Source organism: Streptomyces rectiverticillatus (genome assembly GCF_013394065.1).
GTDB lineage: Bacteria > Actinomycetota > Actinomycetes > Streptomycetales > Streptomycetaceae > Streptomyces > Streptomyces rectiverticillatus.
In genome coordinates, this window is sequence record NZ_CP040752.1 from 2922366 (window position 1) to 2946052 (window position 23687).

The window sequence follows — 23687 nt, forward strand, 5'->3', positions numbered from 1 at the left end:
GCGGAGAGCAGCGTGCTCAGCCCGCCCGCACGGGCTCGCGGCGGCTGGCGATGACCTTCTTCGCCAGCGACCGCGGGCTGGTCAGGAAGCCGAAGCCCCACGACATGTGCATCGTCGCCAGCGCCACCGGGATCTGCACCCGCGCCTTCAGCGGCAGGCCCTTGCCCGCCGGCACCGAACCGGCGGTGATCGCCGCCAGGTACCCGGCCGGCACGACCAGGCCCCACGGGGTGACGGCGGCGCCGGCCACGAGACCCGCGGCGATGGCGACGACGGCGGTCGGCGCGGCCAGGTAGCGCAGGTTGATCGAGCCCTGGTGGTAGCGGGCCACGACGTGGCGCCAGCGGCCGTAGTCCTTGTACTGCTTGGCCAGCGCCTTCACGCTCGGGCGCGGCCGGTAGGAGACCTTCAGCTCCGGCGAGAACCAGATCAGACCGCCCGCCTCACGGATGCGGAAGTTCAGCTCCCAGTCCTGGGCGCGGATGAACTCCTCGTTGTACCCGCCCTGCTGCTCCAGCGCCTCGCGCCGGAAGACGCCCAGGTACACGGTCTCGGCGGGGGCGGCGGCGCCTCCGGTGTGGAAGGCGGCGTTGCCGACGCCGATCTTGGAGGTCATCGCGGCGGCGACGGCCTGCTCCCAGGCGTTCTCCCCCTCGGCGTGCATGATGCCGCCGACGTTCTGCGCGCCGGTCTCGTCGAGCAGGCGCACAGCCGTCGCGATGTAGTCCGGCGACAGCATCCCGTGGCCGTCCACGCGCACCACGATCGGGTGGCGGGAGGCCTTGATCGCGGCGTTGAGGGCGGCGGGCGTGCGGCCGGTGGGGTTCGGCACGGTGTGGACCCGCGCGCGCTCATTGGACGCGGTTTCGCGTACGAGCTCGGCGGCGATCTCGTCCGTACGGTCCGTGGACGGGCCGAGGGCGATCACCACCTCCAGCTCGCCGGCGTACTCCTGCTCCAGGATGTGCCGCACTGACGTGCGCAGATGCCGCTCCTCATTGAGCACCGGCATGATCACGGAAACGGCGGGCGGCTGCTGTTCGGACATGGTTCCTCGGGGATACGGGGTCCCCCCGGAGGGGTGGGGGAGCCTACGGAGTCGTCCGTCACGTTACCGCTAATGGCGGAACGGACGCTCCCGCCCGGGTGGCAGCGATGGCCGGATCGGCGTGGGGACGCGGGCCGCTGATCGTATTGACCTACGTTATCCGTCCCGTTCCGCCCGCATCCGTCCGTCGTGGAGGCCCCCGCCCATGACCGCACCGGCCCCGAGCCCCCGCCCGCGCCGGGCCCGCCACGGCGCGCCCCGCCGGAAGCGCTGGGGGCTGCGCCTCGCCATGTGCGCCGCCGTGGCCGTGCTGGCCGCGGGCGGCATCGGGCACGCGGTGGTCACCGACATCGACAGCCGCATCGGCCGGGTGGACCCCTTCCGCGGCCTGTCGAACCGGCCGCCCGTCGCCGTCAGCAAGGGCATGAACATCCTGCTCGTGGGCACCGACGCCCGCGACCGGATCGACCCCGAGGAGCGGCGCCGCTACCACCTGGGCGGAACGGCCTGTCACTGCACGGACACGGTGATGCTGCTGCACCTGTCCGCGGCCCGGGACCGCGTCTCCGTCGTCAGCCTGCCCCGCGACACCTACGCCGAGATCCCGGCGCACATCGACGAGGCCGGCCGCCCCCGCCCCGCCCACGCGCAGAAGCTGAACGCCGCCTACGCCGAGGGCGGGCCCGGGCTCACCGTACGGACCGTGGAGCTGCTCACCGGGGTCCACGTCGATCACTACCTGGAGGTGGACTTCACCAGCTTCATGCGCACCGTGGACGTGGTGGGCGGGGTGCAGGTGTGCTCGGCCCGGCCGCTGCGGGATCCGTACAGCGGGCTCGACCTGCCGCCGGGCACGAGCACCCTCAACGGCGGGCAGGCCCTGCAGTACGTGCGCTCACGGCACCTCGACGGGGCCTCCGACCTGGGCCGGATGCAGCGCCAGCAGCGCTTCCTGGCCTCGCTGCTGCACACCGCCACGGACGGCGGGGCGCTGCTGAACCCCGTGAAGTTCCAGCAGGTCGCCGCGACGCTGCTGGGCTCGGTGCGGGCGGACCGGGGCTTCGACGGCGAGACGCTCATCGGGCTCGGCCGGGCGATGAAGAACCTCTCGCCCGCCTCCGCGGAGTTCGCCTCGGTGCCGGTGGGCGCCGCGGACTATCCCGTGCCGCGGGTCGGCTCGACGGTGAAGTGGGACGACGAGGCGGCCGCCCGCCTCTTCGAGGCGCTGCGCGAGGACCGTCCGCTGACGGGCCGGTCGCAACGGCAGGCGCACGACGCGAAGCCGCCGGTTCCGGGGCCCGCGCCGTCGCCTGCGGAGGCGGAGGCGGCGCCCGGGCAGGTCCGCGTCCAGGTCTACAACGGCTCCGGCCGGCGGGGGCTCGCCCGCGAGACGGACCGGGCGCTGCGGGCCGGGGGCTTCGCCACGACCGGGCTGCCCGCGGACGCGCCCGGGGCGCCGGTCCGGCGCACGGTGATCCAGTACGACCCGCGCTGGGACCACGCGGTCCGGACGCTGGCGTCGGCCCTGCCGGACGCGGAGCTCCGCCCCGTACCGGGCCAGGGCCCCCTGATGAAGGTGACGGTGGGCACGGACTTCAGGGCGGTGACCCCGGTGAAACCGGTGAGCCCGGCGCAGCCGCAGTCGCCGCGATCCCCCGGCCCGGGGACGGGCCGGGGCCAGGGCGACCAGGGGCTGGGCGGGCCGGCGGTGTCGGGTGACAAGGTCCTGTGCCCGGAGAAGAGCCTGGTGTGACCCGGGCCTCCGCGGAGGGTCAGTCCTCGATGCCCTCCGCGGCCCGGGCGTCCCGCAGTTCCTTGATCGCTCGCCGCCGCGCGAGGCGGTGCGTGCGGCGGATCTGCGCCTCCTGGTAGCGCCGCCGGTCCCGCTCCGTCTCCGGGAGCACCGGCGGCACGGGCCGCGGCTTGCCGTTCTCGTCGACGGCCGCGAAGACGAGGTACGCGCTGCCGACCTGGACCGCGGGCGTCGACTCGTTCCAGCGCTCGGCGAGCACCCGCACGCCGACCTCCATGGAGGACCGCCCGGTCCAGTTGACCTGGGCCTTCACATGGACGAGGTCACCGACGCGGACCGGCTCGAGGAAGGCCATCTCGTCCATGGAGGCCGTGACCGCAGGGCCTCCGGAGTGCCGGCCGGCCACGGCGCCGGCGACGTCGTCCACCAGCTTCATGATCACACCGCCGTGGACGGTGCCCAGCAGATTGGTGTCACTGCCGGTCATGATGTGGGAGAGCGTCGTACGGGCGGCGGACGTCGGCTTGCCGGCCGTCTCCTGCTCCGGGTGGTCCTGAATGGTCATGTCCACCACTGTATGCCGGGTGGGTGAACGCCGGCGGATTGCATCAGGTCTGCAACAGCAGCCCCCGGAACCCGTAGACGATCTCCGTGCCGGGCAGCCGGCAGGCACACTTCGGTGCATGAGCGATTGGTCCGGAGGGCGGAGCGACGAGCGGCGGCAGGCGTACGGGCGCGGCGGCGCCGGCGCCGAGCCGGAGGGTGCGCGCGCCATGCCGCACGTACGGCGTGCGGCGCCCCCTCAGCAGTACAGCCCGCCCCAGGGCTACGACGAGGCCCCGGTCGCCGGCGGCCACCGCGTCGTCGGCCAGGGCGGTCCCGGTGACGGATACAACACCGGCCAGGTCTACGGCCGCGGCGCGCCGAACGGCCCGGGGGCGGGTCCCGGTGGTCCCGGGGGCCCGGGCGGTGCCGGCGGGGGCGGCCCCCGCCCGCAGCGCACCGCCCGCCCGGACTGGCGCAAGCGCATCAAGATCGGCCTGGTGACCTTCGTCGTCCTGCTGCTGGCGATCTCGGTCAGCACCTACTTCTGGGCCGACTCCAAGCTCCGCCGCGAGGTGGACCTGAGCAAGGTCAAGGAGCGGCCGCCGGCGGGCGAGGGCACCAACTACCTGATCGTCGGTTCGGACAGCCGCGAGGGCCTGTCGGACGAGGACAAGAAGGACCTGCACACGGGGTCGGCGGACGGCAAGCGCACCGACTCGATGATGATCCTGCACACCGGCGACAACGGCACCACGATGCTGAGCCTGCCGCGCGACTCCTGGGTCACCATCCCCGCCTTCACGGGCCAGAAGTCCGGCAAGCGGTTCCCGAAGTCCACCCACAAGCTCAACCAGGCCTACTCGGACGGTGGCGCGGAGCTGCTCGCGCAGACCATCGAGTTCAACACCGGCCTGCGCATCGACCACTACGCGGAGATCGGCTTCGGCGGCTTCCGCAACCTGGTCGACGCGCTGGGCGGCGTCGAGATGTGCCTGGACAAGCCGCTGAAGGACCGGGACTCGGGCGCGGACTTCAAGGCGGGCTGCCAGGAGCTGAACGGCGCCCAGTCGCTGGCCTTCGTGCGCCAGCGCCACCAGGAGGCCGACCAGGACCTGGGCCGGATGCGCAACCAGCAGAAGTTCCTGAACACGCTCGCGAAGCAGGCGGCCTCGCCCTCGACCGTCCTCAACCCCTTCCGCCTCTACCCGGTGATCGGCTCGGGGCTCGACACGCTCATCGTCGACAAGGACATGGGGCTGTTCGACCTGATGGACATGTTCTGGGCGATGAAGGGCGTCACGGGCGGCGACGGGCAGCAGATGACCGTGCCCATCGCCAGCGCGAACCTGCCCACGCCCAATGACGGCGTGGCCGTGAAGTGGGACATGACCAAGGCCAACCAGCTCTTCGGGCAGCTGAAGAAGGACCAGAAGGTCACCGTCTCCGACAAGTGAGACGCTCCGCGGGCCCGGCCCGGCCCGGCCGGCCCGGGCTCAGGCCGGCTGGTCGGGCGGCGTCGCGTTGATGACGGCGAAGACGCCGCCCTGCGGGTCCTGCACGACGGCCATGCGGCCCGCCATCATGTCGAACGGCGGCTTGAGGACGTTGCCCCCGGCGCGCACCAGCGCGTCGACCGTGCTGTCGGTGTCGTCGACCGCGAAGTACGTCAGCCAGTGCGAGGGGGCGCCCTCGGGGAGGCCCTCGATGCTCGCCAGCCCCTGGAGCCCGCCGACCATGCGGCCGTCCACCTCCAGCGAGAAGTAGCCCGTGGCGCCCTCCATCGGGGTGGCCTTGATGCCGAGCGCCTTGGCGTAGAAGCCCGAGGCGGTGGCGGTGTCGCTGGTGTTGAGCTCGTTCCAGATCACGGAGCCCGGCTCGTTGACGACGCCCGCGCCGGGGAAGTCGCGCGCCTGCCACAGGCCGAAGACGGTGCCCGTGGGGTCGGTGGCCACGGACATCCGGCCGAGGGTCATGACGTCCATGGCGGGCATCATCACCTCGCCGCCGTTCGTGGCGATGCGCGACTGGGTGGCGTCCACGTCGGCGGTCGCCAGGTACGTGGTCCACACCGAGGGCGGCATCGGGTCGGGCTTGCTGCCGTCGGGGTTCATCGCCGCCATGATCCCGGCGACGGGCTTGCCGTTCATCGAGCAGACCGCGTAACCGCCGGTCTCGGGCGGCCCGACCTCCCCCTGCCAGCCGAACAGGTCGCGGTAGAAGTCGAGCGCCGCCTGCTGGTCGGGGACCATGAGGTCGACCCAGCAGGGGGTACCGGGAGCGTAGGGGCCGGTTACGTCGGGCATGACGGGCGCCTCCAGGCGGCGGGCGGATACGGATGTCCCCCCAGCAGGATCGGTCCCGGCGCACCCGGGCGCCAGTGGCACTCCCCCGTACGGGGAACACCACCGGCCACAACGCCCGCGGGCTACTTCGGCAGGTTGCGCGCCATGACGATGCGCTGGACCTGGTTCGTGCCCTCGTATATCTGCGTGATCTTCGCGTCGCGCATCATGCGCTCGACGGGGTAGTCACGGGTGTAGCCGTAGCCGCCGAGGAGCTGGACGGCGTCCGTGGTGATCTCCATGGCGGCATCGGAGGCGTAGCACTTGGCGGCGGCGCCGAAGAACGTCAGGTCGCCGTCGACGCGCTCCGACTTCGCGGCGGCCGCGTACGTGAGCTGGCGGGCGGCCTCCAGCTTCATCGCCATGTCGGCCAGCATGAACTGCACGCCCTGGAAGTCGCCGATCGGCTTGCCGAACTGCTTGCGCTCCTGGACGTAGCCCTTGGCGTAGTCCAGCGCGCCCTGGGCGATGCCGAGGGCCTGGGCGGCGATGGTGATGCGGGTGTGGTCCAGGGTCTTCATCGCGGTGGCGAAGCCCGTGCCCTCCGCGCCGATCATGCGGTCGGCGGGGATGCGGACGTTGTCGAGGTAGACCTCGCGGGTCGGGGAGCCCTTGATGCCGAGCTTCTTCTCCGGGGCGCCGAAGGAGACGCCCTCGTCGCCCTTCTCGACGACGAACGCCGAGATGCCCTTGGAGCGCTTCTCCGGGTCCGTCACGGCCATGACCGTGTAGTACTCGGAGACACCGGCGTTGGTGATCCAGCGCTTGACACCGTTGAGGACGTAGAAGTCGCCGTCGCGCACGGCGCGGGTCTTCATGCCGGCCGCGTCCGAGCCGGCGTCGGGCTCACTGAGGCAGTACGAGAACATCGCGTCGCCCTTGGCGAGCGGGCCCATGTACGTCTTCTTCAGCTCCTCGGAGCCGGAGAGGATCACCGGGAGCGAGCCGAGCTTGTTGACCGCGGGGATCAGCGAGGACGAGGCGCAGACGCGGGCGACCTCCTCGATGACGATCACGGTCGCGAGGGCGTCGGCACCGGCGCCGCCGTACTCCTCGGGGACGTGCACGGCGTGCAGATCCGTGGCGACGAGGGCGTCGAGGGCCTCCTGCGGGAAGCGGGCCTGCTCGTCCACCTCGGCGGCATGCGGGGCGATCTTCTCCTCGGCGAGCTGCCGCACGACCTTGCGCAGCTCGTCGTGCTCCTCGGAGAGCCGGTAGAAGTCGAAGTCCTTTGTTCCCGCCAAGGCGCACTCCCCTGAGAGTTAACTACCGTTTAGTAACCCCGATTCTAGGGGCGGCTCCCGGACAGGGACTACGTGAGCTTGCCGACAGCACCCGGCAGGCACCTCCCGCGACTGCCGTCCACCCCGCTCCTTCCCAGCTCGGGGCCCGACTATGCTCGGGCACCGCAGTCCAGCCCGTCAGCACATGGAGCACGCATGGCCCCCAGGATCACCGTGATCGGCACCGGCTACCTCGGCGCCACCCATGCCGCGGCCATGGCCGAGCTCGGCTTCGAGGTACTGGGCCTCGACGTGGCCCCCGAGAAGATCGAGATGCTCGGGCGCGGCAAGGTCCCGATGTACGAGCCGGGGCTCGAGGAGCTGCTGCGCAAGCACGTCGCCGGGCTGGAGGGCTCGACCGGGCGGCTGCGCTTCACGACCTCCTGGGAGGAGGTCGGCGAATTCGGCAACGTCCACTTCGTGTGCGTGAACACTCCGCAGAAGCACGGCGAGTACGCCTGCGACATGTCCTACGTCGACGCCGCCTTCACCTCCCTGGCCGCCGTCCTGCACCGGCCCGCGCTCGTCGTCGGCAAGTCCACCGTCCCGGTCGGCAGCGCCGCCCGGCTCGCGCGGCTGCTCACCGAGCTCGCCCCCGCCGGCGAGGAGGTCGAGCTGGCCTGGAACCCCGAGTTCCTGCGCGAGGGCTTCGCCGTCCAGGACACCCTGCACCCCGACCGCATCGTCGTCGGCGTCGCCGGCGAGCGCGGCGAGAAGCTGCTGCGCGAGGTGTACGCCGGGCCGGTCGGCGAGGGCACGCCCTTCGTCGTCACCGACTACCCCACCGCCGAGCTGGTCAAGACCGCCGCCAACTCCTTCCTCGCCACGAAGATCTCCTTCATCAACGCCATGGCCGAGGTGTGCGAGGCCGCCGACGGCGACGTCGTCAAGCTCGCCGAGGCCATCGGCCACGACGACCGCATCGGCAAGAAGTTCCTGCGCGCCGGCGTCGGCTTCGGCGGCGGCTGCCTGCCCAAGGACATCCGCGCCTTCATGGCGCGGGCCGGTGAGCTGGGCGTGGACCAGGCGCTCACCTTCCTCCGCGAGGTCGACTCCATCAACATGCGCCGCCGCGCGCACATGGTCGAGCTGGCCCGCGAGGCGGTCGGCGGCAGCTTCCTCGGGCAGCGGGTCGCCGTCCTCGGCGCGACGTTCAAGCCGGACTCGGACGACGTCCGCGACTCCCCCGCGCTCAACGTCGCCGGGCAGATCCACCTCCAGGGCGGCCAGGTCACGGTCTACGACCCGAAGGGCATGGAGAACGCGCGGCGCCTCTTCCCGACCCTCGCCTACGCGGAGAGCGCGCTCGAGGCGTGCCGCGGGGCGCGGGTGGTGCTGCACCTGACCGAGTGGGGCGAGTTCCGGGAACTCGACCCCAAGGAGATCGGCGCCGTCGCGTCGGACCAGCACATCATCGACGGCCGCAACGCGCTGGACGCTGCCGCGTGGCGGGATGCGGGCTGGACGTTCCGCGCGATGGGCCGCCCGCGCGCGTAGCGGCTTGCCGCCGGTTCCTGTGGCGGAGGGAAAGGCGCCGGGCACCTTTCATCCGGCCTCGGATCCGGGCCGCCCGGCAATATCCTTCCGCCGCCGGCGGATGTGCGAGGCCGGGCCTCACAGCACCTGCCCCCAGGGGGCTGGGGCACCGCCCCAGGAAACGGTGAAAGGGCGGGGCCGGCGCCTCTCTTCCGCCGCGGCGATGCTCAGCCGAAGCCGCGGTGACCGGCGGTGCCGGGCCGGGCCGGAGGCCGGGAAGGCACCGCCGGAACGCACCCTGGTGGCTGATCGCCGCCGCGGCGGAAGAGAGGGCGGGCTGCCCCGGGCTCGCCCGGCGGTGTCAGGCCCCGCCTCAGGCGGTGGGTGCCCCGTCCAGGACATCGATCGTCGCGATCGAAGGACCCCGCGTCGCGGAAAGCCCCCGCGCCACATCCTCCGCGTCCCGCAACACCCGCACCGCATTGCGCCACGTCAGCTTCGCCAGGTCCGTGTCGGACCAGCCGCGGTGGAGGAGTTCGGCGATGAGGTTGGGGTAACCGGCGACGTCGGCCAGGTCGACGGGGGTGAACGCCGTGCCGTCGAAGTCGCCGCCGATGCCGATGTGGTCGACGCCGGCGACCTCGCGCATGTGGTCGAGGTGGTCGGCGACCGTCGACGCCGTCGCGAGCGGCCGCGGACGCTCCGCCTCGAAGGCGCGGTGCAGCTCCATCGCCCGCGGCGAGGTGTCGAGGTGGTGCAGGCCGTGCGCGCGCAGATTTTCGTCGGCGGCCTGCGTCCAGTCGACGGCCTCCGGCAGGATGAACTTGGGGACGAACGTCGCCATGGCCACGCCCCCGTTCGCGGCGAGCGCGCCGAGGACGTCGTCGGGAACGTTGCGCGGGTGGTCACAGACGGCACGCGCCGAGGAGTGCGAGAAGATCACCGGCGCCTCGGTGACCCGCAGGGCGTCCCGCATCGTGTCCGCGGAGACGTGCGACAGGTCGACCAGCATGCCGATGCGGTTCATCTCCCGCACGACTTCCTCGCCGAAGCGGGTCAGGCCGCCCGCCGCGGGGACGTCCGTGGCGGAGTCCGCCCACGGGATGTTGTCGTTGTGCGTGAGGGTCATGTAGCGCACGCCGAGCCGGTGCAGCGCCCGCAGCGTGGCCAGGGAGCAGTTGATGCTGTGCCCGCCCTCGGCGCCCATCAGCGAGGCGATGCGGCCTTCGGCGCGCGCGGCCTCCATGTCGTCGGCGGTGAAGGCGAGCTTGAGCGCATCGGGGTGGCGGTCGGCGAGCTGCCGGACGACGTCGATCTGTTCGAGCGTGGCGCTGACGGCCTCGTCGCCGGCGAGGTCCGTGCGGACGTAGACCGACCAGAACTGGGCGCCGACGCCGCCCGCGCGCAGCCGCGGCAGGTCGGTGTGGAGCCCGGTGGCGCTCTGGTCGCGGGCGATGTCGCGCCGGTCGAGGTCGTAGCGGACCTGCTGGCGCAGCGCCCAGGGCAGGTCGTTGTGCCCGTCGACGACGGGGTGGGAGGCGAGGAGCTCGCGGGCGCGGTCCAGCAGCTGGTCCGTCATCGTCGCTCCCGGGGTCACTTGCCGAATCCGAAGCCGCCGGCGCCCTGCACCTTCGCGCGCAGCCGCCTGCCCTTGTCCGTGGCCTGTTCGTTGAGCTCGTCCTGGAAGTGCTGCATGCGGGCGAGCAGGTCGGCGTCGTGCGCGGCGAGCATGCGGACGGCGAGCAGGCCGGCGTTGCGGGCACCCGCGACGGAGACGGTGGCGACGGGCACCCCGGCCGGCATCTGGACGATGGAGAGCAGGGAGTCCATGCCGTCCAGGTACTTCAGCGGCACGGGCACGCCGATCACCGGCAGCGGGGTGACGGAGGCCAGCATGCCGGGCAGGTGGGCGGCGCCGCCCGCGCCCGCGATGATCGCCTTGAGGCCGCGGCCGGCGGCCTGCTCCCCGTACGCGACCATCTCGCGCGGCATCCGGTGCGCGGAGACGACGTCGACCTCGTAGGGGATCTCGAACTCGTCCAGGGCCTTGGCGGCGGCTTCCATGACGGGCCAGTCGGAGTCGGAGCCCATGACGATGCCGACGGCGGGGCCGACGGGGCCGACGGGGGAAGCAGTCATTCCGTGATCGTTCCTCGCAGATATCCGGCGGCGTGGCTCGCGCGCTCGCGCACATCCGCCAGATCGTCGCCGTAGGTGTTGACGTGTCCGACCTTCCGGCCGGGCTTGACGTCCTTTCCGTACATATGGATCTTCAGGCCCGGGTCGCGTGCCATGCAATGGAGGTACGCGGAATACATGTCGGGATAATCGCCGCCGAGCACGTTGGCCATGACGGTCCACTTGGCGCGCGGGCGGGGGTCACCGAGCGGCAGGTCGAGCACGGCGCGCACGTGGTTGGCGAACTGCGAGGTGATCGCGCCGTCCTGGGTCCAGTGGCCGGAGTTGTGCGGGCGCATCGCGAGCTCGTTGACCAGGATGCGGCCGTCGGCGGTCTCGAACAGCTCCACGGCGAGGTGTCCGACGACGCCCAGCTCCTCCGCGACCTTCAGGGCGAGCTGCTGGGCCTGCGCGGAGAGCTCCTGCGAGAGGCCGGGCGCGGGGGCGATCACGGTGTCGCAGACGCCGTCGACCTGGATGGACTCGACGACGGGGTAGGAGACGGCCTGGCCGTGCGGGGAGCGGACGACATTGGCCGCGAGCTCGCGGACGAAGGCGACCTTCTCCTCGGCGAGGACGGGGACTCCGGCGCGGAAGGGTTCACTCGCCTCTTCTGCGCTGCGGACGATCCAAACCCCCTTTCCGTCGTATCCGCCGCGCACCGTCTTCAGGACGACGGGAAATCCGGCGCCCTCCGCCGCGAAGCGCGCCACGTCGTCGGGGTCCTCGACGATGCGGTGCCGCGGGCACGGCGCTCCGATCGCGTCGAGCTTCGCCCGCATCACGCCCTTGTCCTGGGCGTGCACCAATGCGTCAGGCCCCGGGCGGACGGGGATGCCGTCCGCTTCCAGGGCCCGGAGGTGCTCGGTCGGAACGTGCTCGTGATCGAAGGTGATCACGTCACACCCTTGTGCGAAAGCACGAAGGGTTTCCAGGTCGCGGTAGTCGCCGATGACGACGTCGCTGACCACCTGGGCCGCCGAGTCCTGCGGGGTATCGCTGAGCAGCTTGAACTTGATGCCGAGGGGGATGCCCGCCTCGTGGGTCATACGGGCGAGCTGGCCGCCGCCGACCATGCCGACTACCGGGAACGTCACGCCCCCAGGGTATCCGTACGGGCGAACTGCCCCGGACCGCGTTCGGAGGATCATCCGAAAAGACAGTGAGTGCACCAATGGCCGATATGACTCGCGTTCGCCTCACGTTCACCGACTCCGTCCGTCGGCGCCCGAGCCCGCTGGATAGCATGAAAGCTGCCCCACGCCCCAAGACGCCCATTCAACGGAGCCTGACGATCCCATGAGTCAACGGCGCACAGTGCGTTCCCGGCTGGAGCGGGTGGCCCGCGAAATCGCCAAGTTCGGCGCGGTCGGGGCCATCGGGTTCGTGGTCAATTTCATCGTCTTCAACATCTGTGTCCACGGTTTCGGTCTCGCGGTGGTGCGCTCGGGCGTGATCGCCACGGCCGTGGCCATCGCCACCAACTACGTCGGCAATCGCTACTGGACCTACCGCGACTGCGACAGGAGCCGCCGCAGCCGCGAGATGAGCCTGTTCCTGCTCTTCAGCGGCGCCGGGCTGGTGATCGAGAACGGCATCCTGGCGATCTCGCACTACGGCTTCGGCCTGACGTCCCCGCTCGCGGACAACATCGCGAAGAACGTGATCGGACTCGGGATAGGGACGGTCTTCCGCTTCTGGTCCTACCGCACGTGGGTCTTCCGGGCGCAGGCGGTGGAGACCGCGGAATCGTTCCTGTCCGCACCTCCGGAGCGGGCGGAAGCACGCAAGTAACGGCCCGTATATACGGGCAGCGGCCAGTACGGCGCCGCCCGACTCCTCGGTGGGGGGTGGGCTCACCCGTGGGAGTCCGACCCCTCCGCCTCCCGGCTCAGGAACAGCGCGAAGACCGGCGGGTTCCCCTGGAGCAGCTCCAGGCGGCCGCCGTCCGCCTCCGCCAGGTCCCGTGCGACGGCCAGCCCCAGGCCCGTGGAGTTCCGCCCGCTGACGGTGCGCTCGAAGACCCTCGCGCCCAGGTCCGGCGGCACGCCCGGCCCCTCGTCCGTGACCTCCACGACCGCCTGGTTGCCGGTGACGCGCGTACGCAGGGCGACCGTGCCGTCGCCGTGCATCAGGGAGTTCTCGATGAGGGTCGCGAGGACCTGGGCGACGGCACCGGGCGTGCCGACGGCCCGGAGCCCCTGCTTGCCGGAGCGGACGATGGCGCGGCCCTCGCTGCGCGAGGCCGGGCGCCACTCCTCGATCTGCTGCTTGATGACCTCGTCGAGGTCGAAGGTGACGGCCGAGCTGGACTTGGGGTCGCGGGAGTTGGTGAGCAGCCGCTGGACGACGTCGGTGAGCCGCTCGACCTGGGCGAGGGCGATCGTCGCCTCCTCCTTGACCGTCTCCGGCTCGTCGGTGAGCGTGATCTCCTCCAGCCGCATGGAGAGCGCCGTCAGCGGCGTGCGCAGCTGGTGCGAGGCGTCCGCGGCCAGCCGCCGCTCGGCGGTGAGCATCCGCGCGATCCGCTCGGCGCTGGAGTCGAGGACGTCGGCCACCCGGTCCAGCTCGGGCACCCCGTAGCGGCGGTGACGGGGGCGGGGGTCGCCGGAGCCGAGCCGTTCGGCGGTCTCGGCGAGGTCGGTGAGCGGGGCGGTGAGCCGGTTGGCCTGGCGCACGGCCAGGAAGACGGCGGCGATCACGGCCAGCAGCGCGACGGCGAGGATCACCAGCAGGGTGCGGCCGACCTCGCGGCTGACCGTGGAGCGGGACTCCTCGACGCGGACGAGCACGCCCTGCTCGCCCGGCTCGGTCGCGACGATGACACCGCCCTCGGGCCGCTCGCCGATCTCGATCAGCGGCCGGCCGGGGATCTCGATGCGGGCGTACCGGTCGTCGGTGATCTGCTCGCTGAGCACCTCGGACTCGACCCGCTCGCCCCCGACCAGCCGGCTGTCGACGATGCTCACCAGCCGTACGGCCTCGGACTTCACGCTCTCCTGGGCGCTGCTCTCGATCGTGCGGGTCTCGACGATGACGAGCGAGATCCCGAAGACGGCGATCACGACGAGGACGACGGCGAGCGTGGAGTTGATCAGGCGGCGACGCACGGGTTGCCCTCCGGGCGGGGTGGTACGAAAGCGGCCCCGGAGGCCGGGAGGGGCGCTTCGCGCGCGACCTCTCCCGGCGCTCCGGGCCCGGCTCTTCTCGGATCAGCTCTTCTCGAAGCGGAAGCCGACACCGCGCACGGTGGCGATGTAGCGGGGGTTGGCGGCGTCGTCGCCGAGCTTCTTGCGCAGCCAGGAGATGTGCATGTCGAGGGTCTTGGTGGACGACCACCACGTGGTGTCCCAGACCTCGCGCATCAGCTGGTCGCGGGTGACGACCCGGCCGGCGTCCCGCACGAGCACCCGCAGCAGGTCGAACTCCTTCGCCGTCAGCTGCAGTTCCTCCTCGCCCATCCAGGCGCGGTGCGACTCGACGTCGATCCGCACGCCGTGGGTGGCGGGGGGCTGCTGGTGGGCCTCGACGGTGCCGCGCCGCAGCAGGGCCCGTACGCGGGCCAGCAGCTCGGCGAGCCGGAAGGGCTTGGTGACGTAGTCGTCGGCGCCGGCGTCCAGGCCGACCACCGTGTCCACCTCGTCCGCCCGGGCGGTGAGCACCAGCACCGGGAAGCCGTGGCCCTCGGTGCGCAGCCGGCGGCAGACCTCCAGTCCGTCCATGCCGGGCAGCCCGAGGTCGAGGACGAGCAGGTCCACCCCTCCCTTGAGCCCGGCGTCCAGCGCCGTGGGACCGTCTTCTCGCACCTCCACCTCATACCCCTCGCGGCGCAGGGCGCGTGCGAGCGGCTCCGAGATGGACGCGTCATCCTCGGCGAGCAGTACTCGGGTCATGGAGTGATGGTAGTCCGCTCGGGCCCACGTCAGAGGTCCGGCGGAAGCTACCGGCGGCAACCCTTGACGGCGCGGTACAGACCTTTAAAGGTGCTTAAACGGTTCCCCGATGCCTTGTGATCCATATCTCAACTGCTTCCGTTTGCGGGCGGGGTGTGACGTATGGTGACCAGCACGTCTGTTGCTACAAGGGGGACCTTCGGATCGTTTTCGGCGCGCCGAAGGTCTCTGTTGTGCGCAGGGCTGGATACCCCAGTCTTGTTACACAGTGAATGACCTGGCGGCCGGGTCCGCCGCGCGAAGGTGCGCGGGGGCGTGGATCCCGGTGACGGCTGTCCTGCCGCCCCCTTGGAGGAGGGGGCGAACCCCTTGGGCGTGGGGGCGGACGGTGCGGTGACCGGTGCCGGCCAACCCCCACCCGGGCGCGCGGGAGCTGCACCTGCGCGTCCCGAGCACACAAGGATCGACATGGCGTCCAGCCTGACGAAGGGTGCGGCCGAGCAGGAGAAGACCTCTCCGGACTCCGGCGGCAAGACCTTCTTCGGCCACCCCCGCGGCCTGGCCCCCCTCTTCCTGACGGAGATGTGGGAGCGCTTCAGCTACTACGGCATGCGCGCCCTCCTCGTCGTCTACCTGATCGCCGGCGGTCCGGACGCGAAGCCCGACAGCCAGGGCGGCGGTCTGGCGATGCCCGAGGCCAGCTCGGTGGCCATCTACTCCGTCTACGTGGCGATGGTCTACCTGCTCGCCATGCCCGGCGGCTGGTTCGGCGACCGCGTCTGGGGCCCGCGCAAGACGGTCGCGATCGCGGCCGGCATCATCATGGCCGGTCACCTGGCCCTGGCCATCCCGGGCAAGCCGAGCTTCTTCGCCGGCCTCGCGCTGGTGGCGATCGGTTCGGGTCTGCTGAAGGCCAACATCTCCACGATGGTCGGCCATCTCTACGACGGCCCGCAGGACCCGCGCCGCGACGGCGGCTTCACGATCTTCTACATCGGCGTGAACGTCGGTGCCTTCGCCGCGCCGCTCGTCATCGGCACCGTCGGCCAGAAGGTCAACTGGCACCTGGGCTTCTCGATCGCCGCGGTCGGCATGGGCCTCGGCCTGATCATCTTCCTGCTGGGCACCCGCCACCTCAGCCCCACGAGCAGCGTCGTCCCGAAGCCGCTGACGGCCGCCGAGCGCAAGTCGACGCTCATGAAGGTCCTCCTCTGGCTGGCCGTCGCCGCCGCGTTCTACGGCATAGTCGGCGGCACCGGCCACTTCACGCAGAAGTGGGCCACCGTCCCGCTCGCCCTGCTCGGCGTCGCCATCCCGATCACGGTCCTGTCGCGCATCAAGCGCGACAAGGAGCTGACGGCGAGCGAGCAGACCAAGGTCAGCGGCTACATCTGGTTCTTCGTCGCCGCCGCCGTGTTCTGGATGATCTTCGACCAGGCCGGCTCGACGATGTCGACCTTCGCCGAGAAGAAGACCGCGGACAACGTCTTCGGCATCGACTTCCCGTCGACCTGGTTCCAGTCGGTCAACCCGCTGTGGGTCATGGCCATCGCCCCGGTCTTCGCGTCGATGTGGCTGTGGCTGGCCCGCAAGGACCGCGAGCCGAGCACCACGGTGAAGTTCTCGATGGCCATGGTCATCATCGGCGCCTCGTTCTTCGTCTTCGCCATCCCGATGGCGATGGCCACCGACGGCACGAAGGTCACCCCGGCCTGGCTGCTGATGATCTACGGCATCCAGACCATGGGTGAGCTGTGCCTCTCCCCGGTCGGTCTGTCGCTCACCACGAAGATGGCGCCGCAGAAGTACGCGAGCCAGATGATGGGCGTCTGGTTCCTCGCGGTGACCGCGGGAGACTGCACCATGACCCTGCTGACGGAGGCGGGTGTCGACCTGAACGGCACCGGCGTGATCCTCGCGCAGGCGGCGGCCGCCACCCTGGCCGGTGTCGCGGTGTGGATGTCCCGCAAGCGGATCGAAGGCCTGATGGGCGACGTCCGCTGAGGACCCCCGATTGACAGTGCCCCGGCGCAATGGCGCGCCGGGGCACTGTGCGTTTCCGGCAGGTGTCAGTCCGGGGACCGGGGCATGGCCTCGGGCGTGAACCAGGGGAGGGCACCGGGCTCCGGGGCGGCGGCAGCGGCCCGGGGCCGCAGCCGGTCGACCACGACCATCCCGAGCCGGAAGAGCCCGGCAGGGACGACGAGGCACAGCAGGATCCAGAAGAGCGTCACCCCCCAGGGCCGGGCCACGTCCCAGGGCTCGGTGACGAGCACCTTGTCGCCGTACTTGAGCGACACCTCATAGGGCCCGTGGGCACCCGCGGCGAGCTCCACGTCGAAGGCGACCCGGGCGCGCTGCCCCGCCGGGATCGTGCCGCGCCACCTCCGCTCCTCCCACGAGGGCGCGAGCATGCCCCGCGCGGTCCCGACGCGGAACACGGGGTCCTTGGCGGCCCCGGAGCCCGGATTGCCGACCGTGAGGACGAGCCGGCGGACTGGCGGCGCGCCGAACCAGGTGAGCAGCCCGCCGGAGCCCTCCAGACGGGCGTCCAGCACGCCGATCCGCGCTCCGGAGGCCTCGGGCAGCGGGGCGACGGGATGCCCCGCGACGACCAGCGGGACGTCCGCCGCCTCGGCCTCCCCCGTCACCGTGGCCACGTGCACCACGCAAGGGCAGGGCGTGGGCGGCTCGACGACGACCAGCTCCCGCCGAAAGGACCCGTCACTTTCCGTAGTGACCGTCCGGCCCTCCGCATTAGCACAATCGTTGGTCCCACCCACCATGTTCCGCCCGCACACCAACAGCGTGAGCAAGGCCTGAGACCGCCACCCTTCCCCCATCACCACCAAGGTGCTGCCTTTGCCTGCCTCCGACCGGTCCAGGGAGAGACGGGGCCCGTCGGCAGCGGCTCCCGCAACGGGCACCAGGAGGACGAACATAACCAGCAGCAGCAGAACGACGGCGGAGGCGCCGGGGCCGCAGGGGCAGGGCCCTGGACGCTGACGTGTATTTGCGGCGCCAGGCGCCGGGTACGTATGCGGCGGGGCTGAGGGCGCCGTAAATATACGGTCCAGGGCCCTGCCCCGGAGGCCCCGGCGCCGGACCACGACGCGGCTCATGCGCCCACCCCCACGCCGCGCCGCCCGAACCGCCGCACCAGCACCACCGCCCCACCCACAAGCACCAGCACCACCCCGCCGCCCACCGGCAGAACCCACCGCACGGGCGTGTACGAGCCGGACCCGCCGGCCCGTACCCCGCCCTCCGCCGTGGCGGTCACGCGCACCGTCACCGAGTCCAGCCGCGGCGCGTCCGGCCACCGCTCCACCCTCTGCACCACCCGCCCCGGCGCCAGCTCGGCCGGCGCGTCGGCGACCGTGCGGCGCAGGACCGTGCCGAAGACCCCGTCGGCGCGGATGGCGAGCCGCGGGGTCAGCGTCCTGTTGCCGCGGTTGACCAGGGCGTACCGGATGACCGCGCCGTCCGTGCCCGCGCCGCTCACCCGTACGTTCTCGACGGCGAGCGCCGGCAGCGGCGGGCCTCCGCTGACGCGCAGGGCCAGCCGCACCCGTACCTCCCGCCCCTCCCCGCTCACGACCACCGCGCCGGAGTGGTCGCCGGGCTCCGCGTCGCCGGGGACGGTCACGCGCACGGGCACGTTCGCCCGGGTGCGGGCGGGCACCCGTACCTGCTGCCGGGCGAGCGAGATCCAGGGCCCGGCCCCCCGGAGGGTGAAGGAGCGCTCGCGCTCCGCGGGGTTGACCACGGACAGCTTGTCGGTGAAGACCGTGCCGGGGGCGCCCTCCAGGTAGAACGACGCGCGGTCGTCCGAGCCGGGCGCCTCCGTACCGGCGGGGGCGGGCGCGGCCGACCACGGCCGGTCGTCGGCGGCGAGGGCGGCCGGGACGGCGGAGGCACAAAGCAGCACCGACAAGAGGGCCGGCACCGCACGGCGGACGGGACGACGGCGCATGTCAGCGCGTGGTCGCCGCCCGGCGCCGCCGGGTCAGCCAGAGCGTGCCCGCGACGCCGGTGAGGAGGACGGTGCCGCCGAGGGTGCCGAGGGCGATCGCGGAGTCGGCGGGTCCGGTCTGGGGGAGCTGACCGCCGCCGGTGGCAGAACCGCCGGTGGAGGAACCACCCGAGGCGGCCCCGCCGGAAGCACCGCCGGATGCCGACCCGCCCGTAGCGGAACCACCCGTAGAGGAACCACCCGTGGAAGACCCGCCGGAACTCCCACCGGAGCTCCCACCGGGCCCCTTGACGTCGAGCGTGAGCGACGGCTTGGGGTTGTTCGTCGGCGTGCAGGTGGTGGTCGTGCCCAGCGCCTGGATGGTCAGCGTGGAGGCGGTGAACGTCACGCTGCCGCTCTTCTTCGGGGTGTAGGTCCCCGACAGGTCGCTGATCTTGATCGGGGTGTTGGCCGGTATCGGCTCGGCGTTGGCGGGCCCGGAGACGGCGACCGTCCCGCTGTCCGCGCCGCCCACCTTGATGACGGCGCTCGGCTTCATCGCGCCCTTGCCGAGCTCGATGGGGCTGGAGGAGACGCCCTTCTCGAAGGACATGGTCAGCTTGTACGCACCGCCGTCCGCGACGCCCTTGATGTCGATGGGCGAGACGGCGCTCTTGTCGCCGATGGGGGTCTTGCACGCGTAGTCGACGTCGATCGTCACCGCGTGCGCGGCCGGAGCGCCCAGCAGGACGGCCCCGCCGGCCAGGGACGCGGCGAGGGCGGCTGCGCGGCGTGGGATGTGGGACACCTCTGGTTCCCCTCTCGTCCGGTGCCGCAGCCGAGCAGAGCTGAGCCGAGCAGAGCTGACGGCACATCAGATCGGGCGCAGACAGTACGCCGGGGACCTTGAGGAAGGAAGAGAAGGGAGGAAGGAAGGGACGCGAGAAAGAGAAGAGAAGGAAGAGGAAGGGAAGGCCGAAGGAGAGGGCCGCGCCCTACCCGGGCGCCGCCAGCTCCGCCCAGACCGTCTTCCCGGCACCGCTCTCGTTCCGCACGACGCCCCAGTCCAGGCAGAGCCGCTGCACGATGAACATCCCGTGCCCGCCGGGCCGCCCCGCGCGGTGCGGGGTGCGCGGCGCGGGCGTCCCCGCGCCGAGGTCGACGACCTCCAGGCGCAGCACCTTGCCCGTGCAGCTCACGCGGAGCTCCTCGGGGCCGTCGGCGTGCAGGCAGGCGTTGGTGACCAGCTCGGATACGACGAGCAGGACGTCCTCGGCGGCCGCGCGGTGGTCCGCGCCGACCGCGGGGAGCCAGCCCCAGTCGTGGAGCGCCTGCCGGGTGAAGTCACGCGACATGGGCACGGCGCCGCTGACGCCGACGAGGTGCAGCCGGCGCATCACGCCGGGCCGGGACCGCTGCGAAGGCCCGTCCGGCGACAGCGCACCGGAGGAGGCGGCGCCGTTCGCCCCCGGACCGGGGTCGCCCGGCGGAGGGCACGGCCGGGTGGTGCTCATCAGCGCTTCACCTCACCGATTCACCGATTCAGAACGGAACGAAGGGACGGACGGGTACCTGGATACCTTGATCACGGTTACCTGGCACATGGAACGGATTCAGCAGACTCCTGCCCGACCGAATCGTGAGAACACCCACTTCTTCGGTGCCGATCCTGTGATGCATGCAACTGGTGCCTGCGAACCCACGCCGAAGGAGCCCGGCCGACCGGGTGACGACTGAGTAACGCACAGGGAAAGGCGGGGGCGCCAGGGGTCAGCCGGCGAGGGCCGCGTCGAGGGTGTCGTGCACGGTGAAGACGGCTTCCGCGCCGGTGATCTCGAAGACCCGGGCGACCACGGGCTGCATAGCAGCCAGGTGGATTCCGCCGCCTGCGGCCTCGGCCTGCAGCCGGGCGCCCAGGAGCACGTTCAGGCCGGTCGAGTCGCAGAACTGCAGACCGGAGCAGTCCAGGACCACGCGTGCGCCGCCGTCGGCGATGGCGGCCTCAAGGGGCTCGCGCAGCACATCCGCCGTGTGGTGATCGAGCTCACCCACCGGCGTCACGATCGCGCTCGCCCCATCCCGCCGGACGGCTACATTCAGCCGGCCCCTGCTTGCGCTGCCGACCATCCCGCGATCCATGCGCATCCCTTCTCGGTGTGCCTGCGTGGCGCTCCCAGAACACTACGCCTTCCCTACGGCGTCCGGTAGCTGAAGGTCAGACATTATGCACATATAGGGACATCACGCACTTGCGGTGCACGGGTGAAGACAGGTAGGGCTAGTAGGACGACATCCACCACGGACGGCTTTGGAGGCGCCGCTCACCGCAGCACGACGCGACGGCATCGGCAGCCATATGCCGAGAATGATGGAGGAGACCATGTCACCCCGGCTCGACGAAACGCGTGCGAAACCGCGTACGGCGTCGTCGGCACCCCTGCCCCAGTTCCTGCCCGAGTACTCCGGCTATCCCGAGTACGACGGGACCGGCCCCACGCCCCCCGGCGTGATGGCGCCGCACGACGCACGTGCCCTGTCCAAGACGCTCTTCGCCCGCCTGGAGGCGCTCGAAGAGGGCACGCACGAATACGCATACGTACGCAACACCCTGGTCGAACTGAACCTCGCCCTCGTGAGGTTCGCCGCCGCCCGGTTCCGCTCCCGCAGCGAGCCGATGGAGGACATCGTCCAGGTCGGCACGATCGGCCTCATCAAGGCCATCGACCGCTTCGAGCTGAGCCGGGGCGTCGAGTTCCCGACCTTCGCGATGCCGACCATCATCGGCGAGATCAAGCGGTTCTTCCGCGACACCAGCTGGTCCGTGCGCGTGCCGCGCCGGCTCCAGGAGCTCCGCATCGACCTGGCCAAGGCCCGCGACGAGCTCGCCCAGAGCCTGGACCGCTCCCCCACCGTCGGTGAACTCGCCGGGCACCTCGGCCTGACGGAGGACGAGGTCGTCGAGGGCATGGCCGCGAGCAACGCCTATTCGGCGAGCTCCCTGGACGCCCAGCCGCAGGACGACGAGGCGGAGGGCTCCCTCTCGGCCCGCATCGGCTACGAGGACCACGACCTGGAGGGCGTCGAGTACGTCGCCGCTCTCAAGCCGATGATCGCCGAACTCCCGCAGCGGGACCGGAAGATCCTGTCCTTGCGCTTCGTGGCGAACATGACCCAGTCGGAGATCGGCGAGGAACTGGGCATCTCCCAGATGCACGTCTCGCGTCTGCTGAGCCGCACCCTCGTCCGCCTGCGCCGGGGCCTCCTGAGCGAGGAGTGAGGCCGGGCCTCGGCTTTCGCACCACCTACCGCGCACCGCCCACCGCACCGCCTACCGCACCACTTTTCGCACCGCCGCGCGCCGCACGGGTTCCCCCGTGCGGCGCGCGGCGTTTGACGCCACCAGCCATTGACTAGAGCTATTCAGCCACCCAATATGTGCAGTGTTCTATTCAGAGCCGCCAGGGAGGCAGGGCCCCATGTCCGGACCGCGACCCGTACGAGCGCCGCGAGGCACCCAGCTGAGCACGCCGGGGTGGCAGCAGGAAGCCGCTCTGCGCATGCTGCAGAACAACCTCGACCCCGAGGTCGCCGAGCACCCCGACAAGCTCGTCGTCTACGGCGGCACGGGCAAGGCGGCCCGCGACTGGCGCTCGTTCGACGCCATGGTCCGCACGCTGCAGACCCTCAAGCAGGACGAGACCATGCTCGTCCAGTCCGGCCGCCCGGTCGGCGTCATGCAGACCCACGAGTGGGCGCCGCGCGTCCTCCTCGCCAACTCCAACCTCGTCGGCGACTGGGCCAACTGGGAGGAGTTCCGCCGCCTGGAGCACCTCGGCCTCACCATGTACGGCCAGATGACCGCCGGCTCGTGGATCTACATCGGCACCCAGGGCATCCTGCAGGGCACGTACGAGACCTTCGCCGCCGTCGCCGCCAAGCTGCATTCGATGGGCAAGGGCGGGGTCGGCGGCACGCTGGCCGGCACGATCACCCTGACGGCCGGGCTCGGCGGCATGGGCGGCGCCCAGCCGCTCGCCGTCACCATGAACGACGGCGTCGCCATCTGCATCGACTGCGACCCGCGCGCGATCGAGCGCCGCATCGAGCACCGCTACCTGGACGTGAAGGCCGACTCGCTCGACCACGCCCTGCAGCTGGCCGTCGAGGCACGCGACGCCCGCCGCCCGCTGTCCATCGGCGTGCTCGGCAACGCCGCGGAGCTCGTCCCGCAGCTGCTCGCGATGAACGCCCCGATCGACATCGTGACCGACCAGACCAGCGCCCACGACCCGCTGGCCTACCTGCCGGTCGGCGTCTCCTTCGACGAGATGGCCTCCTACGCGGCCGAGAAGCCCGCCGACTTCACCACTCGGGCGCGCGAGTCCATGGCCCGGCACGTCGAGGCCATGGTCGGCTTCCAGGACGCCGGCGCCGAGGTCTTCGACTACGGCAACTCCATCCGCGGCGAGGCCCGGCTCGCGGGCTACAGCCGCGCCTTCGACTTCCCCGGCTTCGTCCCCGCCTACATCCGCCCCCTCTTCTGCGAGGGCAAGGGCCCCTTCCGCTGGGCGGCCCTCTCCGGCGACCCGAAGGACATCGCGGCCACCGACCGCGCCATCCTCGACCTCTTCCCCGAGAACGAGTCCCTGGCCCGCTGGATCAAGATGGCCGGCGAGCGCGTGCACTTCCAGGGCCTGCCGGCGCGCATCTGCTGGCTGGGCTACGGCGAGCGCGACCGCGCGGGCGAGCGCTTCAACGACATGGTGGCGAGCGGGGAGCTGTCCGCGCCCGTCGTCATCGGCCGCGACCACCTCGACTGCGGCTCGGTGGCCTCGCCGTACCGCGAGACCGAGGCCATGCTCGACGGCTCCGACGCGATCGCCGACTGGCCGCTGCTCAACGCAATGGTCAACGTCGCCTCGGGCGCCTCGTGGGTCTCCATCCACCACGGCGGCGGCGTCGGCATGGGCCGCTCCATCCACGCGGGCCAGGTCACGGTCGCCGACGGCACGCCGCTGGCCGGCGAGAAGATCCGCCGCGTCCTGACGAACGACCCCGGCATGGGCGTCATCCGGCACGTCGACGCCGGGTACGACATCGCGGAGTCGGTCGCGGAGGACCGCGGGGTGCGTGTTCCCATGCGGGAGGGCGAGTGAGCAGCCCGGCTGCGGACGGTCGTCCCGCAGGGCGGGACGGGTGGCCCGGCGGGGGCT

The 23687-nt window shown here is 71.6% G+C and carries 21 protein-coding genes; 7 read left to right on the forward strand and 14 right to left on the reverse strand.

Annotated features, from left to right (window positions below; translation table 11 throughout):
* Positions 1–16: 16 nt before the first annotated feature.
* The gene (locus FGW37_RS12525) at positions 17–1048 is read right to left on the reverse strand and encodes a glycosyltransferase family 2 protein (protein ID WP_179081141.1); all 1032 of its coding nucleotides are present in this window, start codon (positions 1046–1048) and stop codon (positions 17–19) included.
* 205 nt (positions 1049–1253) lie between these two features.
* Here FGW37_RS12525 and FGW37_RS12530 point away from each other — a divergent pair, with 205 nt between their 5' ends.
* Positions 1254–2801, forward strand: a complete 1548-nt coding sequence (locus FGW37_RS12530) for an LCP family protein (RefSeq protein ID WP_179081142.1) — start codon at positions 1254–1256, stop codon at positions 2799–2801.
* Between the two features lie 19 nt (positions 2802–2820).
* On the opposite strand, the gene FGW37_RS12535 is transcribed toward FGW37_RS12530, so the two are convergent.
* Positions 2821–3366, reverse strand: coding sequence for an acyl-CoA thioesterase (locus FGW37_RS12535; RefSeq protein WP_058047192.1), 546 nt, complete (start codon positions 3364–3366; stop codon positions 2821–2823).
* 118 nt (positions 3367–3484) lie between these two features.
* Here FGW37_RS12535 and FGW37_RS12540 point away from each other — a divergent pair, with 118 nt between their 5' ends.
* Positions 3485–4801, forward strand: coding sequence for an LCP family protein (locus FGW37_RS12540; protein ID WP_179081143.1), 1317 nt, complete (start codon positions 3485–3487; stop codon positions 4799–4801).
* 39 nt (positions 4802–4840) lie between these two features.
* Here the strand turns inward: FGW37_RS12540 and FGW37_RS12545 are convergent, their stop codons facing one another.
* Both FGW37_RS12545 and FGW37_RS12550 read right to left on the reverse strand, forming a co-directional pair.
* Positions 4841–5650 carry a VOC family protein gene (locus FGW37_RS12545; RefSeq protein ID WP_179081144.1) on the reverse strand — a complete coding sequence of 270 codons (810 nt, stop codon included), beginning with the start codon at positions 5648–5650 and terminating at the stop codon, positions 4841–4843.
* Positions 5651–5772: 122 nt separating this feature from the next.
* Positions 5773–6933 carry an acyl-CoA dehydrogenase family protein gene (locus tag FGW37_RS12550; protein ID WP_179081145.1) on the reverse strand — a complete coding sequence of 387 codons (1161 nt, stop codon included), beginning with the start codon at positions 6931–6933 and terminating at the stop codon, positions 5773–5775.
* 195 nt (positions 6934–7128) lie between these two features.
* On the opposite strand from FGW37_RS12550, the gene FGW37_RS12555 reads away from it, so the two are divergent.
* Entirely contained in the window at positions 7129–8469 is a 1341-nt protein-coding gene (locus FGW37_RS12555) for a UDP-glucose dehydrogenase family protein (RefSeq protein WP_179081146.1), read from the forward strand.
* 352 nt (positions 8470–8821) lie between these two features.
* Here the strand turns inward: FGW37_RS12555 and FGW37_RS12560 are convergent, their stop codons facing one another.
* The 3 genes from FGW37_RS12560 to FGW37_RS12570 are packed head-to-tail and all read right to left on the reverse strand — an operon-like array spanning position 8822 to position 11777.
* A complete protein-coding gene (locus tag FGW37_RS12560) occupies positions 8822–10027 on the reverse strand; it encodes a dipeptidase (RefSeq protein WP_179081147.1) in 1206 nt (401 codons plus the stop codon).
* A 14-nt stretch (positions 10028–10041) separates the two neighbouring features.
* Positions 10042–10587, reverse strand: a complete 546-nt coding sequence (gene purE / locus FGW37_RS12565; protein WP_179081148.1) for a 5-(carboxyamino)imidazole ribonucleotide mutase — start codon at positions 10585–10587, stop codon at positions 10042–10044.
* Entirely contained in the window at positions 10584–11777 is a 1194-nt protein-coding gene (locus tag FGW37_RS12570; protein ID WP_246430372.1) for a 5-(carboxyamino)imidazole ribonucleotide synthase, read from the reverse strand. Before FGW37_RS12570 ends, purE begins: the two co-directional genes overlap by 4 nt.
* Positions 11778–11925: 148 nt before the next feature.
* Between FGW37_RS12570 and FGW37_RS12575 the strand changes: the two genes are divergently transcribed.
* Positions 11926–12420, forward strand: coding sequence for a GtrA family protein (locus FGW37_RS12575; RefSeq protein WP_179081149.1), 495 nt, complete (start codon positions 11926–11928; stop codon positions 12418–12420).
* A gap of 62 nt (positions 12421–12482) precedes the next feature.
* On the opposite strand, the gene FGW37_RS12580 is transcribed toward FGW37_RS12575, so the two are convergent.
* Both FGW37_RS12580 and FGW37_RS12585 read right to left on the reverse strand, forming a co-directional pair.
* The gene (locus FGW37_RS12580; RefSeq protein ID WP_179081150.1) at positions 12483–13736 is read right to left on the reverse strand and encodes a HAMP domain-containing histidine kinase; all 1254 of its coding nucleotides are present in this window, start codon (positions 13734–13736) and stop codon (positions 12483–12485) included.
* 102 nt (positions 13737–13838) lie between these two features.
* The gene (locus FGW37_RS12585; protein WP_058046585.1) at positions 13839–14519 is read right to left on the reverse strand and encodes a response regulator transcription factor; all 681 of its coding nucleotides are present in this window, start codon (positions 14517–14519) and stop codon (positions 13839–13841) included.
* A gap of 468 nt (positions 14520–14987) precedes the next feature.
* Here FGW37_RS12585 and FGW37_RS12590 point away from each other — a divergent pair, with 468 nt between their 5' ends.
* Positions 14988–16523, forward strand: coding sequence for a peptide MFS transporter (locus FGW37_RS12590; RefSeq protein WP_179081151.1), 1536 nt, complete (start codon positions 14988–14990; stop codon positions 16521–16523).
* Between the two features lie 65 nt (positions 16524–16588).
* Here FGW37_RS12590 and FGW37_RS12595 read toward each other — a convergent pair whose 3' ends face one another.
* The 5 genes from FGW37_RS12595 to FGW37_RS12615 form a co-directional block, all read right to left on the reverse strand.
* Positions 16589–17461, reverse strand: coding sequence for a hypothetical protein (locus FGW37_RS12595; protein ID WP_246430373.1), 873 nt, complete (start codon positions 17459–17461; stop codon positions 16589–16591).
* Between the two features lie 176 nt (positions 17462–17637).
* On the reverse strand, positions 17638–18495 hold the full coding sequence (locus FGW37_RS12600) for a COG1470 family protein (protein WP_179081152.1): 858 nt from the start codon (positions 18493–18495) through the stop codon (positions 17638–17640).
* A gap of 1 nt (position 18496) precedes the next feature.
* Positions 18497–19282: an LPXTG cell wall anchor domain-containing protein gene (locus FGW37_RS12605; protein ID WP_179081153.1), complete on the reverse strand. Its 786-nt coding sequence runs from the start codon at positions 19280–19282 to the stop codon at positions 18497–18499.
* A gap of 187 nt (positions 19283–19469) precedes the next feature.
* Positions 19470–19988 (reverse strand): ATP-binding protein, encoded by a 519-nt coding sequence (locus FGW37_RS12610; RefSeq protein WP_179081154.1) that lies wholly within the window; start codon positions 19986–19988, stop codon positions 19470–19472.
* Between the two features lie 256 nt (positions 19989–20244).
* Positions 20245–20613: an STAS domain-containing protein gene (locus tag FGW37_RS12615; protein ID WP_179081155.1), complete on the reverse strand. Its 369-nt coding sequence runs from the start codon at positions 20611–20613 to the stop codon at positions 20245–20247.
* Positions 20614–20854: 241 nt separating this feature from the next.
* Between FGW37_RS12615 and FGW37_RS12620 the strand changes: the two genes are divergently transcribed.
* Both FGW37_RS12620 and hutU read left to right on the forward strand, forming a co-directional pair.
* Positions 20855–21751, forward strand: coding sequence for an RNA polymerase sigma factor SigF (locus tag FGW37_RS12620; RefSeq protein ID WP_425506522.1), 897 nt, complete (start codon positions 20855–20857; stop codon positions 21749–21751).
* Between the two features lie 199 nt (positions 21752–21950).
* Positions 21951–23630 (forward strand): urocanate hydratase, encoded by a 1680-nt coding sequence (gene hutU, locus FGW37_RS12625; protein ID WP_179081156.1) that lies wholly within the window; start codon positions 21951–21953, stop codon positions 23628–23630.
* The last annotated feature ends 57 nt before the right edge of the window (positions 23631–23687 follow it).